Annotated in this window: 14 protein-coding genes and 3 pseudogenes; 5 read left to right on the top strand and 12 right to left on the bottom strand. The window is 53.7% G+C overall.

The genetic code is table 11. The annotated features are described in order from the left end of the window. Positions 1-187: 187 nt before the first annotated feature. From Har1129_RS05645 to Har1129_RS05610, 8 genes are all read right to left on the bottom strand, one after another. Positions 188-1,741 carry an ATP-binding protein gene (locus Har1129_RS05645; protein WP_151099778.1) on the bottom strand — a complete coding sequence of 518 codons (1,554 nt, stop codon included), beginning with the start codon at positions 1,739-1,741 and terminating at the stop codon, positions 188-190. A gap of 127 nt (positions 1,742-1,868) precedes the next feature. Further along, on the bottom strand, positions 1,869-2,084 hold the full coding sequence (locus Har1129_RS05640; protein WP_151099777.1) for a hypothetical protein: 216 nt from the start codon (positions 2,082-2,084) through the stop codon (positions 1,869-1,871). Then, entirely contained in the window at positions 2,077-2,280 is a 204-nt protein-coding gene (locus tag Har1129_RS05635; RefSeq protein WP_151099776.1) for a hypothetical protein, read from the bottom strand. The genes Har1129_RS05640 and Har1129_RS05635 overlap by 8 nt, the downstream gene beginning before the upstream one ends. 231 nt (positions 2,281-2,511) lie before the next feature. After that, positions 2,512-2,877 (bottom strand): hypothetical protein, encoded by a 366-nt coding sequence (locus Har1129_RS05630; protein WP_151099775.1) that lies wholly within the window; start codon positions 2,875-2,877, stop codon positions 2,512-2,514. A 57-nt stretch (positions 2,878-2,934) separates the two neighbouring features. Continuing rightward, positions 2,935-3,171 (bottom strand): hypothetical protein, encoded by a 237-nt coding sequence (locus Har1129_RS05625; RefSeq protein WP_151099774.1) that lies wholly within the window; start codon positions 3,169-3,171, stop codon positions 2,935-2,937. After that, on the bottom strand, positions 3,168-3,374 hold the full coding sequence (locus tag Har1129_RS05620) for a hypothetical protein (protein WP_151099773.1): 207 nt from the start codon (positions 3,372-3,374) through the stop codon (positions 3,168-3,170). The genes Har1129_RS05625 and Har1129_RS05620 overlap by 4 nt, the downstream gene beginning before the upstream one ends. Next, positions 3,365-3,679, bottom strand: a complete 315-nt coding sequence (locus tag Har1129_RS05615) for a hypothetical protein (RefSeq protein WP_151099772.1) — start codon at positions 3,677-3,679, stop codon at positions 3,365-3,367. Before Har1129_RS05615 ends, Har1129_RS05620 begins: the two co-directional genes overlap by 10 nt. After that, positions 3,676-3,966 (bottom strand): hypothetical protein, encoded by a 291-nt coding sequence (locus Har1129_RS05610; RefSeq protein WP_151099771.1) that lies wholly within the window; start codon positions 3,964-3,966, stop codon positions 3,676-3,678. The genes Har1129_RS05615 and Har1129_RS05610 overlap by 4 nt, the downstream gene beginning before the upstream one ends. Before the next feature lie 178 nt (positions 3,967-4,144). Between Har1129_RS05610 and Har1129_RS05605 the strand changes: the two genes are divergently transcribed. Further along, entirely contained in the window at positions 4,145-5,374 is a 1,230-nt protein-coding gene (locus Har1129_RS05605; protein WP_151099770.1) for an HAD-IIA family hydrolase, read from the top strand. A gap of 86 nt (positions 5,375-5,460) precedes the next feature. On the opposite strand, the gene Har1129_RS05600 is transcribed toward Har1129_RS05605, so the two are convergent. Next, the gene (locus Har1129_RS05600; RefSeq protein WP_151099769.1) at positions 5,461-6,000 is read right to left on the bottom strand and encodes a hypothetical protein; all 540 of its coding nucleotides are present in this window, start codon (positions 5,998-6,000) and stop codon (positions 5,461-5,463) included. After that, a pseudogene (locus tag Har1129_RS05595) lies at positions 5,988-6,454 on the bottom strand (hypothetical protein). The gene Har1129_RS05600 and the pseudogene Har1129_RS05595 overlap by 13 nt, the downstream one beginning before the upstream one ends. A 759-nt stretch (positions 6,455-7,213) precedes the next feature. Between Har1129_RS05595 and Har1129_RS05590 the strand changes: the two are divergent. The 3 genes and pseudogenes from Har1129_RS05590 to Har1129_RS05580 all read left to right on the top strand — a co-directional run. Then, a pseudogene (locus Har1129_RS05590) lies at positions 7,214-7,999 on the top strand (AAA family ATPase); the annotation flags it as partial. Between the two features lie 55 nt (positions 8,000-8,054). Beyond that, positions 8,055-9,047, top strand: coding sequence for a transposase (locus tag Har1129_RS05585; RefSeq protein ID WP_151098964.1), 993 nt, complete (start codon positions 8,055-8,057; stop codon positions 9,045-9,047). A 23-nt stretch (positions 9,048-9,070) separates the two neighbouring features. Then, a pseudogene (locus Har1129_RS05580) lies at positions 9,071-9,760 on the top strand (cell division control protein Cdc6); the annotation flags it as partial. Positions 9,761-10,658: 898 nt separating this feature from the next. Here Har1129_RS05580 and Har1129_RS05575 read toward each other — a convergent pair. Further along, positions 10,659-11,618 (bottom strand): DUF955 domain-containing protein, encoded by a 960-nt coding sequence (locus Har1129_RS05575; protein ID WP_151099768.1) that lies wholly within the window; start codon positions 11,616-11,618, stop codon positions 10,659-10,661. Between the two features lie 113 nt (positions 11,619-11,731). Here Har1129_RS05575 and Har1129_RS05570 point away from each other — a divergent pair, with 113 nt between their 5' ends. After that, entirely contained in the window at positions 11,732-12,046 is a 315-nt protein-coding gene (locus Har1129_RS05570; RefSeq protein ID WP_151099767.1) for a hypothetical protein, read from the top strand. A 377-nt stretch (positions 12,047-12,423) separates the two neighbouring features. Here Har1129_RS05570 and Har1129_RS05565 read toward each other — a convergent pair whose 3' ends face one another. After that, on the bottom strand, positions 12,424-13,683 hold the full coding sequence (locus tag Har1129_RS05565) for a Cdc6/Cdc18 family protein (RefSeq protein ID WP_151099766.1): 1,260 nt from the start codon (positions 13,681-13,683) through the stop codon (positions 12,424-12,426). Positions 13,684-14,222 lie beyond the last annotated feature (539 nt).

Raw genomic sequence — 14,222 nt, 5'->3', positions numbered from 1 at the left:
TATCCTACCCTATGTTACCGAGATCGTCGAAGAATACATGAAGGTCGACAGAAGATCACCGATTCAAACGACGGTATGAGCGGGTCAGTTGGACTCATCCACCGCAGCATTCACCCGACTCTATAGAATGGTATATAAATTGTTCAATAGCAATCTTAAAACCCCGTTCAAGCTGTTCTTGTTCACTCTACTCCCGTGATGGTGTCGGCAGATGAACCTCGATTGTTGTCCCTCGATCGAATTCTGTGACTTCGATCTTCCCCTCTAACGTCGTGATGATCCAATAACACAGCCACAGTCCAAGCCCCTGTCCGTGGACGAGTGGTGTCTCTTCGCCTTTCTCTAATACACCCCGTTCTGTATTCGGAAGTCCGGGTCCGTCATCGCGTATTCGACAGATTACCTGCAGATCGGATACATCTACATCAATTTCGATAGATCCGGGACTCCCCCCATGCTTCGCGGCGTTGTCCACAAGTTCGAATAGCGCCACTTCGACGCGTGGAAGCGTCTCCGCAATCGCTTTGTCCGGCGCGTCAACAGTTATTGAGGCATCCGAGTACCGTGTTTCACACTCAGTGACGATACGATCAACCAGCGGCATGATGTCCGTCGGTTCCAACTCGGGCGAAATATCGCGGTTTTCTTCTATTTGCTGTGCGGATTCGGTCAGGTCAAGCAACCGCGTCGCAGCTGCCCTGATAACCGTCGCTTTGGTAGCCTGCTCTCCATCCATGTCTTCGGCAAGCATATCGGCCCAACCTCGGATCACAGACATCTCGTTTCGTACGTTGTGCCGGAGAACTCGGTTGATCACGCTGATGAGTCCTTCCCGCTGGCGACGTTCCGTTGCATCACGAATCAGTATCTGTATCCCGACGATGTCGTCCTCTGAGCGTTCCGGCTCAGGAACGCTCCCGTCGTATACTGGGACACCACGAATATCCGTGTAGACGATGTCACCCGATTTCGTTTTTAGTGGCATATCTTTGGCTTCGGCCAGCTCCCCGCTCAGTATCTGTGAGCGATTTTGCAACGCCCACTCGCTGGTCTGTGCGTCCGGATGGGTGATCGTTATCGGTTGACCGATCAGTTCGGCCGGCGAATAGCCCAACAGGTCCCGGACGCCTTCAGACGCATACGTGAATACTCCGTCGGTATTGAGGCGAAAGACGGAGTCGAAACTGGCGTCGATGACGGTTCGGTATATCTCTCGCTGTTCGTTCAACCGTTCTTGGCGCTCTGTGAGTTCTTGTTCGTATCGTCGTCTTTCGATGGCTTGCCCACCGAGTCGCGCGACCAGTTCGACGAAGAACCGTTCTGCGTCATCGAAGGAATCGTCGCGTGGCTCCGTATCGGCAAAGCACGCCGTCCCATACACCTCACCATCGACGATGACTTTTGCGCCGATGTACGCGCCTAAATCAAACGTCTCAATAGCGGTGTCGGAGATTTCCGGGGACGCATGAGTGTCTTCGATGGCGAGTTGGCTATCAATTTCGATGGTTCGACGACAGTACGCTTCGTCGAGCGGACAGCTCTCGCCGGGCTGGATCAACGGGTGATCTCCAGTCGCGTAAAGGATTTTCTGCGTACCGTCAATAATACGCGTGAAAAATCCCACAGAGAGGTCGAGATATTCAGTACCCGTAGTGAGTGCCTGCTTGATTTGAGTCTCAAATTCGGTGTTCGGATCGGCAAATATCTCGTAGATTTGGTCTCGATACGCAACGGACTCCATATCGGAATACCCTCATCAACTCGTATGAAAGTTGTGTGGCCCAATCAGCCCGCACTGTGACCCCGTAAATTCGAGCAGGCATTGCAGCCAGCACCACGGCTAAAGAAATTGCCTTCTCGCCGCTCGGTTAGAATTCCGTTGCCTGCATCTGCTCGTGGGCGTCGGGGTTGACCACTGGGATGACGCCCTCGATCTCTTCGTTGCCGTACTCCTCACGAATCAGATCGTGGATATCGTTCGCGAGAGCAACGGCCTCATCTTGCTTGTTGGAACTCGCCTCGTTCTCGGGAAAATCTGCTGGCCCGACACCCTCAACCACAATGAACAGCTGGTCGTCACTCATTTTCGACTTCCTCGACGAGTAGTGTTGTTTCGGGCAGGTCGTCGCGAGAAGCCGACAGGAACTCGGACGTCTCCAGCGTTTCCTCGACCAACTTGACCAGTTCCTCCGAAACATCGCCAAAGTGAATGATGGCGTCGGGATCGGGGTAGTTGTCGTACTGCTGTGCAGTTGTCTCGACTGTCTTGTTCTCACACATAATCGGTAGCAGAGCGCCCGCAGCGGGACGCCCCTCACCCGACTGGGGCACAGAAATCACACGGCGGCTCGTTCACAGCCATCTGATTCATCGCGATGAGTCCACCTGCCTCCAGAAGCGGGACCGCCGGACCGGCCTGCCGGTCCAAGGTGGAGCGTGTCCCCCGAGCGCTTGCGCTCGGGAACCGTGAGTGTGAGATAAAGCCAGAGAAGGGCTGGTACGGCTCCTTGGTTATTTTGTGACCACATTCCCGTTCTCGTCGATGGCATACCTGAGTGGGTACACGTTTCCGTCGATATGCGTGGCCTTCTTCGGCAGCGTCTCGTTCAGCCACTCTTCGCGGTCGGCGTCAGTCTGGATGTCCTCGTTTGGAGAGTGGACGCTGAACAGGTCCATGCTGACCCAGCGATTGATTCGGAGTTCGCCGGACGAAGAGTACACCTTCACGCGTTTGTTTTCCGCGTCAACACCACCGACGACAACTTCGGGCGCGTCTTCGGCTGTTTTCAGTCCGTCACCGATATCTACCGCGTCGGGTTCGATATCGAGGTCGTCGCACTGCTGTGCGGCCGTTTCGTCTGTCTTGCTCTTAGTCATGATCGGTAGGTAGAGCGCCCGCTGTCGGACGCCCCTCACCCAGTTGGGGCACAGAAATTACGTGGCGGCTCGCTCCCCAGCATCCGATTCGTCGCGACGGATCTCGCGTGCCCGCTCTCGAAGGCGAGACTGGACTGGCGTCCGGTTCGCGTGCTGATTCTCGTGGGCGAGATACTGCTGGATCGTCTCGATTGAGTGCATACAGTTGATGCCAGCGACGATTGGCTGGAGATCATCGGCGTCCAGCAGCCGCTCCGGCGGGAGTTTGTCGAGAATCGGGTCGGCGTCGCTCATGCATCTCCCTCCCGGAAGTCAGCGAGTGTTGTCTTGCGCCTGTACCGACAGTGCGGATAATCAGCTAACAGGGTCTCATCGACGGCTTCCCAGAACCCAACCTTGTGCGGCGTAACCGACTGCCAGAACCGGGCCCGTGCCAGCGCGGCCAGAACCCGTTGGCGTTCCTCGCGATGCCAGTTGTCGCGTTCGATCATCGCCATGTGGATGCCCCCTCCGGTCGATCCGCCATGTAGGAGTGGGCGAGTTCCAGCCCGGCATCGAGTGAGCTTCGGGTCCCAACCAGTTTGGTTGCGCGTTCGAGCCTCCAACCATCGTCGCCGCCTTTGAGCAGGACTGTGGCTCCGGTGTCGGGAATGTGCCAGCCGATTGTGTCGTTTCCGACGGCGAGAAATTCCCACTCGCCGGCGACGGCCTCCTGTGCTGCGGCCTCCGTGTCGATCAGTGCATCCGACCGGCGACCACCAGCGCCGAAATCGCCCAACGTCGCCGCACAAGCTGGCGTCATGCAGTGACCTCACGTCGGTCCCAGCCAGCCAGTTCGGCGTCGATAGCGTTGATGATGGTCCGGACTCGTTCCTCTAGAGTGTCGGCTTGCTCGCCGTCGACGTCCAGCAGTGAGCGAAGTTCGAGTACGTCCGGCAGGGCAATGCTGTCCGAGCGGCGGGCCACAGCACGGAGGACCGCAGCCTCAACATCGACGTTGTCAGACTGCGCTCGAACAGTCGTCGCGATGGACTCAACGAGCTTCGGAGTGGTTGACCGAGACAGGTCTTCTGGGCCACGACGAGACATATTTCGAGACATCCTCTCACCCGCCAGAGGAACACAAAATTAGGGCTGAGGGGGCTATGTATTCGGTTTATTTACCTACTTAGGTGCCCGAAATGCCCGCTCAGTCTGTCTGCGTATATAAAAGTCTCTTCAGCCTATTACAAGAGAATATAAGTTGTTGATTGTGTAATCCTGTTGTATGATTGTTAATCAGTTTGACGTATTTTTGCTCGACCTCGACGGCGTAGTTTACTTAGGGGATGAGGCGCTTCCCGATGCAGCTGAATCGGTGAATCGTCTGTACGAGATGAACAAGGAGGCTCGATTCCTGACGAACGACCCACGTCCGAAGCGGCAGACTATTGCAAGCAATCTTCGGAACCTCGGCATTGACGCAGGGGAAGACGAGATTATCACATCGGGCTGGGCGACTGCACATTACCTCTCTCAACAGGGTGTAACCACCGCTGCTGTCGTGGGCAGCGAGGAACTACAAACTGAACTCCAAGAGGCAGGTATCGAAATTACAGAAGACAATCCCGAAGCGATGGTTGTCGGTGCAGATAGACACACCTCGTATCAGGATATTCAACGAGCAGCCAGACACATCCATCGGGGGGCGACGTTTGTGGGGACGAATCCCGACGGGTCGTTCCCAACACCGGAAGGGCCTTCACCCGGTGCCGGTGCCATTGTTCAAGCGGTAGAAGCAGCAGCGGGCACGACTCCGACGATAGTGGGCAAGCCGGAACCTCTCATGTTCGAGATGGCACTCGATGAGTTGGCTGACGATGTCCAACCCGTTGTGATCGGTGATAATCCAGCGACGGATGTTCTCGGTGCCCATCGAGCAGGCCTGACAGGGATTCTAGTAGCCGAAGACGAACCCTCTGCTGAATCTGCTCGCGATTTTCAGCAACCAGACGCAACGATTTCAACGCTTGCAGAGCTGTTTACAGAGCCATTTAATACATGGGAGTCGCCCCCTTACTCGTGGCCGGATGGGATTCATCCCGGCGTTGGGGCTGTCGTACTGAACGATTCGGATGAGGTGCTATTGGTAAAACGCGCTGATAGGGGGCAATGGGCACTGCCGACAGGTTCAGTCGAACAGTGCGAGCCTGTCAGAGAGGCTATCGCACGGGAAGTGGAGGAAGAAACGGGGCTCCGTATCACTGTCGAACAGTTGACCGGCATCTATTCACACCCAAAACAACAGGTGTTTGCATACCCCTCTGGAAAGGCAGTTCACTTTATCACGAATTGCTTCCGGTGTACTCTTGAAGGAGGAACACCCGAAGCCGGAGGAGATGAAGCTCTTGAGGTCGGATTCTTTGACGTGAATGACCTGCCACGAAAAATCCTCTCGATGCAACCGCAGTGGATAGCCGATGCGACTGATGTGAGTGACGCTCCCGCGATCCGATAAGTGACGCACCCGCATTCGGTATATTTCCTTCCTGTATTGCTCACACAACAGGGAAGCAGACTCATCTGGCACAAATCCGCAGCCAGCTAGCCGACCCAGCCACCGATCTCAACTTGTTCACTGTCAGTTGGAGCGTCGTCCGCTGTCTCCGCAACTGAGTCAAACGGCGGTTCAACGAGACGGGGCACTGCGTCGTTGTACGTCCGATCTGGATACTTGACACACTCAACCGGTACGATGGGACTGCAGTCAACGCAAGAGCGTGTTGCTCCGTCGAAGCCGTTGATCGTCACCGACCAAGTGACGATACTCGCAATCCGGTACGTGTCCGCTGCTGGACGACGAGTGCTTGCAGACTGGCAGCCAACAGCCCCACAGACGTTACAGGTTAGGAGGTAGTCTCGATCTGCCTCGTGGAAGAGCGAAGCCGCCTGCTCGACGTTGGAACGGCGCTGGAGCGCACACTGCTTGCAGATCGTGAACTGGAACACACCATCCGCTCGGTCGACCTTGTCGGGCCACCGGACGTACGTACGTGCCTCGCCGAAAATATCGGCTGTCCTGTCCCCGCAGAACCGACACTGGTCAGCCGTTGCTTCGGGCTGGATGTCGGTCACCGAGACCACCGTGCAAGTGTTGATTGCTCGCGAGCAGTCTCGACAGGACAGAGAAACCGCCACTTGTAGTGTTCACGGATCGGCTTGTCCTCGCGGTTGCTTGCCTGCCCCGGCTCACGATAGCCGGTACAGGTCCAACCCTTGTCTTTCAGCGCTCGAACCATTGCCCCGTCGTAGTCCGAGCGAACCCACGTCAGGAGAAATCGAGTGTCGCGGTCGTCGCCTGCTAAGAATCGCTCCTGTGAGCAAGCCAACGCCGCTGAAGCGAGGTTTGGCATCCGGACACCGAGACAAATCCGTGCGGCCTCGACGATTGTGTCGCCGGCGACGTGGTCAGCGAATCGAACCCCAAGCGGCGCGATGAACGGGTCGCCATCGGCGTGATCGGACAGGAACACTCTCCTGTGTCTGTTGGCGGGCGATGCTGGAACGACTGCGGTCGTGTCGATGCTGAGTGGGTCATCCTCTCATCCGCCAGAGGAACAGAAAATTGCACTGGCTCACGATCCATACAGAGAGGTTCATGGAATGGACACACACCCCTCTATCGATGTGTTCGATCTGTTCTAGTAGAAGGGATTGACAGCTGGAAAGATTCGAATTAGAACAACAGTCGAATAAAAATGGGGCCGAGAGGCCGTACTGCCGCTAAAATAATGGGGTAGATAATAATGTGACTAGTATTAGAACTGTCGTAAAGCAAGGGACACAGCTGCAGATAGGTACAGCACATAGAACACATCGATAGAGGGGTGTGTGTGTATGTTTGTTCTAGAAAACTAGAAGAAAGAAAAGCAACCGACGATTTCTATGATTTCTTCAAGGCTATATTCGCGTTGTTGGTTCCTCTCTCCCGTGAAATCATACGGTATGATGTCTCTCGTACCTTCTTCACGTGATGAATTATCCGATCAAACCCCTCCTCCTCGGATAAATCGAACACATCGATAGAGGGGTGTGTGTGTTTCCCCTATTGTTGTTGAACCACTTCATCAGGTGTTAGATGCTCGATCAAACCCTTCTTCCTTGGAGAGATGAACACATCGATAGAGGGGTGTGTTTCATCCCTATTGTTACTGGAACACTTCGTCAGGCGTTAGATATCTTATCAAAGCCTCTAACTGAATATCCGCTATTGGCTTGAATAATGTACTGAGACGAGAGATCACACTTCGATAGGGGTGGGGAACATTTTTTATAACTTGCCTGTATGCTCTCCAATATGGGTACTGACGACTCCGATGGTTCTCGAGATGATTCGGGAACACCGGAGGACGAGACCACGACACAAGCAGACCTTTCTTCCAATACGGCTGAACTGGAACCGGAGCCGACCTCCAATAACGCCTCAACTGTCGACGAACAATCGTCGTCAACTAATTTCAGCTCTGACGACTCCTCCCAGTCGATCGAGGATATGTTACTTGAATTCGAGGAACAGGACGGACTGATTCGTGATCGGTCGCTTCTTGACCCAAACTACGTCGTTGAAGAGGATCGGATCGTCGGCCGTGACGAGCAACTTCAGGAAGTCACTAAGATGCTTCGTGTCGCACTCGGGGATAATCGACCACCAAATCTTTTCCTCTATGGGCCGTCCGGAACCGGCAAGTCACTTATCACGAAAGCGGTCTGTAACAACATCAGTCGCATCTGTGAATCTCGCGATATCAGCTTTGGAACGATTGAGGTCAACTGCCAAGATCTCGACACCCTTGGGGTTGCGGTCTATGAACTGGCGAAACAAGCAGCTGACCAAGCTGGCGTGGATGTCGAAGTCCCAAAACATGGCGTTGCGACGAAAGAAAAATGGGACGAACTCTATCGGATTGTGAACGAACATTTCGATTCTGTTGCTTTCGTGCTTGATGAACTCGATATGCTCGTCGGTCGTCGAGATAAACAGGAGCCAGCATTTTCGCGGCTTCTGTATCAACTCTCGCGAGCTGGCGCTAACGACGACCTCACGGCATACATTTCGGTGATCGCAATATCTAACGATACTAGGAGAGGGTGTCATAGAACGAGTAGCACACCAAAGAGCAGGGTGAACGCTGAGGTGGATGAGTCCAGCGACCCTGCAAGATGATCCTTCGGTAGAGTCGTTCTTCAATGTCGTGGAGACGGAAACGTTAGCGTTGTTTGAGCACCTCTCCTTCGAGTTTCTCGAAGGGTTCGACGTGTTCGCCCCGGCAAAGACGGGGCGAACACGAGACCACGAACCACCAGAGCTGATGCGTGGCTTTCTCCACTGCTACTACAAGGACATTTACGGCATTCGTCCGGTTGAGCGGGAGCTTCGGAACACGGTTGTTTGGCTGAGCTGTGGCTTCGATCGACCGCCGTCGAGAGACGCGGTCGATCGCTTTCTCACCGACCTCGAACACGTCGTCAACGAGGTCTTTGACCGACTCGTCGAGCAGGCCGCCCGACGCGGCCTGCTCGACTTGACCTACTGTATCGATTCAACCGACGTGAGGGCGATGCCCACCGATCCAGACGCGTCGAAGTGCTACGATCCAACCGACGACGAGTACTACTACGGCTACGGTTGCACGATCGTCTCGACCGGGCAAAAGATCCCGATTGCAGCCGAGTTCACCGAGAGCAAACAAGCACCGGAAGAGACGGCGATGCGCGTCACACGTGACGCGCTCGCCGTTGAGCAACCAATCTGGATGGTTGGTGACAGCGCCTACGACACGCTCGACTGGCACGACCACCTGCTGACCGCAGGGGTCGTGCCAGTCGCTCCGTACAACGCGCGAAACACTGATGACCCGAAAGACATCGAGTACAGGATCGAAGACCGCATCGAGGAACACAGTGAGGGCGTCCAGCTGAAGCAATCAATCCTAGACGAGACGTACAACCGCCGTACTGGCGTCGAACGAACCAACGAATCAGTGAAGGACTGCGGCCTCGGGCGAACGCACGCCCGAGGCCGCGTCCACGCACGATCGCAGGTGTTTCTTGCTCTGTGCCTTCGCCTCGTCGTCGCTATCACCAACTACGAACGCGGAGACAATCCGGGAAGCACGATCATCACGGTGTGACAAGAGTTCTATGACACCCTCATACTAGGATGATGGAGTCTGTGGGAAGCCGAGCACTGAGTTCGTTCACTCCGGAAGATGTTCACTTCAACGACTACGACGCAAACCAGCTACAAGCAATCCTTCGTCGACGGCAAGACGCCTTTCACGATGATGTTGTTGATGACGATGTCATCCCTCTTACAGCAGCCTTTGCAGCGCAAACACACGGTGACGCCCGGAAGGCGATCGACCTCATCCGCGTTGCTGGTGAACTTGCCGAACGCGAAGGGGATGATCGCGTTCAAGAGGCACACGTCCGAGAAGCTCAAGAAAAGGTCGAAAAGAACCGCGTCCTCGAGGTCGTTCGGGGTATCAGCACCCAGAAAAAACTATGTCTCTACGCGACAGCAATGGTCGCTGCCGAAGCTAACGATGGAACTGCCAGAAGCACAACCGGGTATCGTGTCTACCAATTTCTTACTGAGTCGCTCGATGCTGACCAGTACCATCAAGAAACGTATGTGAATAAGATGAAAGAATTGACGACGTATTCACTCGTTGACTTTGAGCGGCGGAGCCATGGCCCAACATCTGGGATGTTTTTAGAATTTCAGTTTGGTGAGCGACCCGAGACGATTCTTGAAACGCTTCGTGAAGATTCACGTATCGATATGGTATCTACCGATGCGGTTGAGTCTGTGGTGAAAGCCCAGATCCGAGATCAAACTTAGGAACCAGTTTTACGATAATCCCTAAAGCTGGGAAGACACCCCTTTATCGATGTGTACCCGGTAGACGCTACTACGGCACATATTCTTGGAATCCACTCTAGTTAAGTCAAAATAGTGGTATGAAATACTGTTCTCTCCGTCAGACGCTTGTTGCACCCCTTTATCGATGTGTGATTACTTCGTAGAAGCTTAGGGACTATTGAAATCATATATATCGAATTTTTCGAGGCGTTTATTCTCCGAGTAACATCAACCCCATGAATTTGCATATTTGATTTTATTGAAACAGAATCAGTAGTAGAAAAGATAACCAGACACCCCTCTATCGATGTGTTCGCCCGTTGGCCCCGAATTAGTATGCCTCTTGCTGAGATGACTCGCTGTTCTTATGTGACAGTACCCTTGGCCGGTACTGGACGTGGACAGACGGGTCGCCAGAAGACTGGGCGCTAACAAAACCTCGCGCACATCTCTGATACGGCCCGGTAGCGCATACCTTCGTCTTTAGTCGGAGGTCGAGCGGTAGGCATAACTGGGCAAACCACGAGTCCCGCGATAACTGGATTTCAAACGCTCTGTCGAAGATATTAACATACTACCGAAAGATAGTGTGCAACACGGATGAGGAAGTGATTCAAAACGCGGTGGAGTCTCTCGAAGACGACGATTGACTCATGGCGTTGGTGGTTCTGACTGGATAGATTATGCTCGATTCGCATCCCTACTGAGCGGCTGTTTTACCCGATTACCGATCTGAGGAAGAGGATTTCAACAGACCCTCAAGAATGGTCCGACAGGACTGCTACCTGACGCTGCTGTTGAACGTGTATTCTCCCTCGCCCAGCAAGGGGAGTCACAAAAGACGCTTCTCAGGCATCCCGAACACACACGGTTCCGCTTAGCTGTCACCTTCGACGGCGTCGATCAGATCCGCCGCAGTCGATGAAATACGGTTCAGCCGGTCCTGCAACGTCTCGGGAGCATCGCCGTCCCACGCTGCAAGGTAGAACGCCGAGTTCTCCGGATCCAGCCCGAAATGGCGACTCACGACGTAGGCGACCGCCTCGGCTTCGACCTCTCGCTTCGAGCGCTCCGTCTCATCGTCGACGTCGAAGTGAAGCTCTGCATGGGTAAACTCGTGGATAAGTGTACTCGCAAGGGCGGCCCGATTATCCCGGTCAACCGCTTCCACCATCGGGTTCGTTGTCACAACGCTTCGGCGCTGGCAGACACCCCGTGCAGACCCATGCTCCCACTCCTCTGGGGCGACGATTCGTGCGTCGACGCCAATCTCGTCGGTGGCATCTAGCAGGTCTCCGACAAGTCCATCCGAATCGCCGTGAGCTGCTGTCTCTAGTTCGGGAAGTGGCTCGCCCTCGGTCTGGGAGACATCGAACACCGATGTTGGGCGGAATCCGACCAGCCCCCGCTGCCACTCCTCGGGCTTTGTCTCGTCGTACTCACACTGCGTATTCTGGTGATACGAGGGCGAGTTCCCGCATTCAGGACACTTCTTCGTGATGATCGGAGCCCAAATCCAGATTGCGCTCTCGCCGCTCTGGACGTACCGGTCGAACTCGTCTTTCCAGGTCTGGTAGCCAGCAACCCGTGTTGCCCCGGGACACTGGAGTTTGATGAGGAGGGTATTCCGAGCGCTATAGTCATGGAACTTCGACTGTACGTCAAGCCATTCTTGGAACTGCTCGCTGGCCTGTGCTTCGTTCGTAAGATCGGAGAGGTCTCTCACCCATGCATCAAGGCGCTCTCGCATCTCGTCGTCGCGAGATTCCGAGTCGTCGAATGTACAGGTGCTCTGCTGGCTGGACTGCTCTGGAGTGTCTGACTGTATCGTTGACATTGGTTTGTTTCCGGGACGCACTCTCGGGTACGCCCCCGCACCTCCACTGGGGGTCAGAAAATTGCCGTTAACCAACAGAGTGAAAGTTCTGGCTCGAAATGTTGGTTAACACCATGCCTGCGGAACCCATGCCACCGACAACGCTCCCACCGGGCATCGGTGATGAGTGTACATCTCTGTCAGCGGACCAGCTTCAAGACCTCGCAAAGTACGCCGAGTCACTAGCTGAGTATCGTGAGCGGGAATCACGACTCGAAGCCGAAGACGAGTCGTCGGGTGAGGAATCTGCTGACAGACCCGATGGGGTCCCAGCCGGGGCATCAGTCACAGTCAAGGAAATTAACGACAATCGCTACCGATACTGGCAATGGCGTGATGGAGACAAAATCAAGTCGAAGTACATCGGCCCTACTAATCCTGACGACTAATCCATTGTTGGCTATGCTTCGTCGGTGGTCGCTTCCCAGCCTTGGTGAAAATGGACCAAAAGCGGTATCAGAATCAAATCTTTCGCTGGAAGGCCGGTGTAAGAACCATTGGTCCTCGGGCACTGACTTGACATCCCAGCGGCCCTAAGATCCTGCATAATCAGCCGTGCTTTGGACTTATCGGCGTCAACCGTCTGTACTCGTTGATTATCTCGGTCTTGTGTGTTATCTTGATCTTGTGTGAGTTGACGGCGCTCAAACTGCTCATAGTCTGGTTGTGCATCAGTCATGATTGCTCCACACCACGAAGGAACGCACAAAGTCTGTGTCAGAGGCAAACCAAGGCGAATTGATCAAACTGGTTTATGATCCTGAAATCAGGGGCCAATGATTTCCACAATATGTCCAACACGCGAATCATCTTCCAAGGCATCTAAGACCGAATCGGGGTTGACATCTCCAGCGAGTGTGTACATATTCGACATACCTTGTCCCCGTCCGCGTCCATGACGGTCTTTCGACAAGACATTCGAATGGACAAGATCATTCAGCTTTTCTCTAAATGTATGCTGTTTGAGTTCATTGGCATCAATGTACTCACAAAGATTGGAGTACAGTTGGTGGAGTGCCGTCGTTTCGCCCGTCCCATCATTCAGTTCGGCAGAAACAACGGTGAGGAGTGCGATTTTCCGCTGCGTAGTTTCAGCACCAATCGTATCGATGAGGGCTTCTCTCTCAATCTCCTCTTTCGCCGCACGAACATGGCGTTCGCCAACCATTCCGACACCTTCGTCATCAGCGAGATCGCAGGCGTAGGACAGCAATTCGATGGCCTGTCTAGCGTCGCCTGTTTCTTGTGCGGCGAGTGATGCAGTCAGAGGTATCGTACCCTCCTCAAGTACATCGCTTTTCAGATGGGCAAAATCCTCATACCCGTCTTCAAAGTGTGTGTCCCGGAGCGCCTGAGCAGTACGACGAGCAAGAATATTTTGAAGATGATCAGCGTTGTAGGGATTGAAGGTGATTTCACGCTGTCCAAGCGATGAACGGACATCAGCGTCGAGATTATTCCTGAACTGTAGGTCGTTCGTAATACCGATGATTCCGATTTTGACGTCGTCGGGGTTAGCTCGAGAGAGTTCGTAGAGAATATAGTCATCTTCCCCAATGGCATCAATCTCATCAAGAATGATGATGACAGTCCCGCCAATAGTCTCAAGTTCGTCGAGAACCATCTCAAACAGCCGTTTCCGCTGGTATCCACTGGGTTCGTCAACACCCTGGCCCTTGCGTACTTCGCGAAGTTCTTTGACAAGTCTGGTTAGGACATGGTATGAACGATCAGCTCCCTTACAGGGGAGATGGATGACTTCCAGTTGCACCCCTTCTTGATTAGCCCACTCTTGAAGCTGCTCAGATTTTAGTTTGACACCCGCAGTTTTTCCTTGACCAGTCGGACCATAAACGAGAATATCGCGAGGAGAGCCATCCATAGTTACAGGCCGTAGCGCCATATGGATCTTGTCAAGTTCTTCCTCCCGTTCGGGAAGATCAGTCGGTTTGTATTTCCCGACATCAGCCTCAAGGACATCAATATCTTCGTATATTGTGTCCCTATCCCCGAATCCCTGTGTCATCTTGTTTGAGGTATAAATCTCTTATTTCATAAAACCCCCCGGTAGAGTGATGAGAGTGACATGGGGTGGCCGAGAGTGTAACTCCACGGGGACGGGGGGTGTAAGAGTGTAAACAGTCACAGGAGTGTGGGGGGGGGAGGGGACTGCGACAGTCGAGATGATACTTCAGGTATAAAACGCCAGAGAATGAAGAAATCTAGTGGTCTAGTTAATATATTTAATTAAGTGTTAGAGGAGGTCTCCCGCCTGTACACTACTTTTTACACATTACTTCTATCTATTACTATACTAGTACGTAGCAAAAGATTTATAAAATTATACTACACCCAAGAAGTCCAAGAGAAGTCTAGGTCCAAATCTTGAGTGTAGGATGCTCTCTAATTGCTGAATTTACTGGTTTTACACTCTTTCACCCCCCGTGAAGGTCAGTTGACTGAGGCCTAAATGGGTTCCAAGCCGTCAGTAGTTACACTCTCATACCCCCCGTCCCCCGGTGTGTTACTGGTGGTTGAAGCGACGAGTCCAGTTTTACCTTGACA

The organism is Haloarcula sp. CBA1129 (assembly GCF_008729015.1).
GTDB lineage: Archaea > Halobacteriota > Halobacteria > Halobacteriales > Haloarculaceae > Haloarcula.
Note: the sequence above shows the minus strand (reverse complement) of the source record. Positions and strands in the feature narration are given on the sequence as shown.